Below are 816 nucleotides of genomic sequence, written 5' to 3'. Positions count from 1 at the left end.
GACTTCCAGCGGCTCAAGCCGGTCGCCCCGTCCATGGGGATGATGCTGGAGACCACGGCCGAGCGGCTGTGGAGCGAGCCGGGCCAGCCGCACTACGGCTCGCCCGACAAGGAGCCGGCCGTGCGGCTGCGGGTCCTGGAGGACGCGGGCCGCAGCTCGGTGCCGTTCACCAGCGGGTTGCTGATCGGCATCGGCGAGACGCCCGAGGAGCGCGCGGAGTCGCTGTTCGCGCTGCGCCGCGTCGCCCGCGCCTACCACGGCATCCAGGAACTCATCATTCAGAACTTCCGCGCCAAGCCCGACACGGCGATGCGCACCGCTCCGGACGCCGAGCTGGACGACCTGGTCGCCACCGTCGCCGTCGCCCGACACATCCTCGGCCCGTCCGTGAACCTCCAGGCCCCGCCCAACCTGGTGGACGGCGACGTCACGCAGCCGGCGGCCGGTGGCGCGTACGCGCGGCTGATCGGCGCGGGCATCGACGACTGGGGTGGCGTCTCGCCGCTCACGCCCGACCACGTCAACCCCGAGCGCCCCTGGCCGCAGATCGACGCGCTCGCCGAGCACAGCGCCGCCGCCGGCTTCGAGCTGCGCGAACGGCTCGCGGTCTACCCGGAGTTCGTCCAGCGCGGCGAGCCCTGGCTCGACCCCCGGCTGCTCCCGCACGTCGGCGCGCTCGCCGACCCCGAGACCGGCCTGGCCCGCGCCGAGGCGCTGCCCACCGGGCTGCCGTGGCAGGAGCCCGACGAGGGCTTCGCGCTGCCTACCACCGGCACGGGCCGCACCGAACTGCACCGCACCATCGACACCGCGGGC

General features: G+C 74.8%; 1 protein-coding gene. It reads left to right on the top strand.

The annotated features are described in order from the left end of the window. The coding region (gene cofG, locus KUM32_RS39855; protein ID WP_217146608.1) for a 7,8-didemethyl-8-hydroxy-5-deazariboflavin synthase CofG at positions 1–816 on the top strand (816 nt) is incomplete at both ends.

It is taken from the genome of Streptomyces sp. AC627_RSS907, from assembly GCF_019049165.1.
Note: the sequence above shows the minus strand (reverse complement) of the source record. Positions and strands in the feature narration are given on the sequence as shown.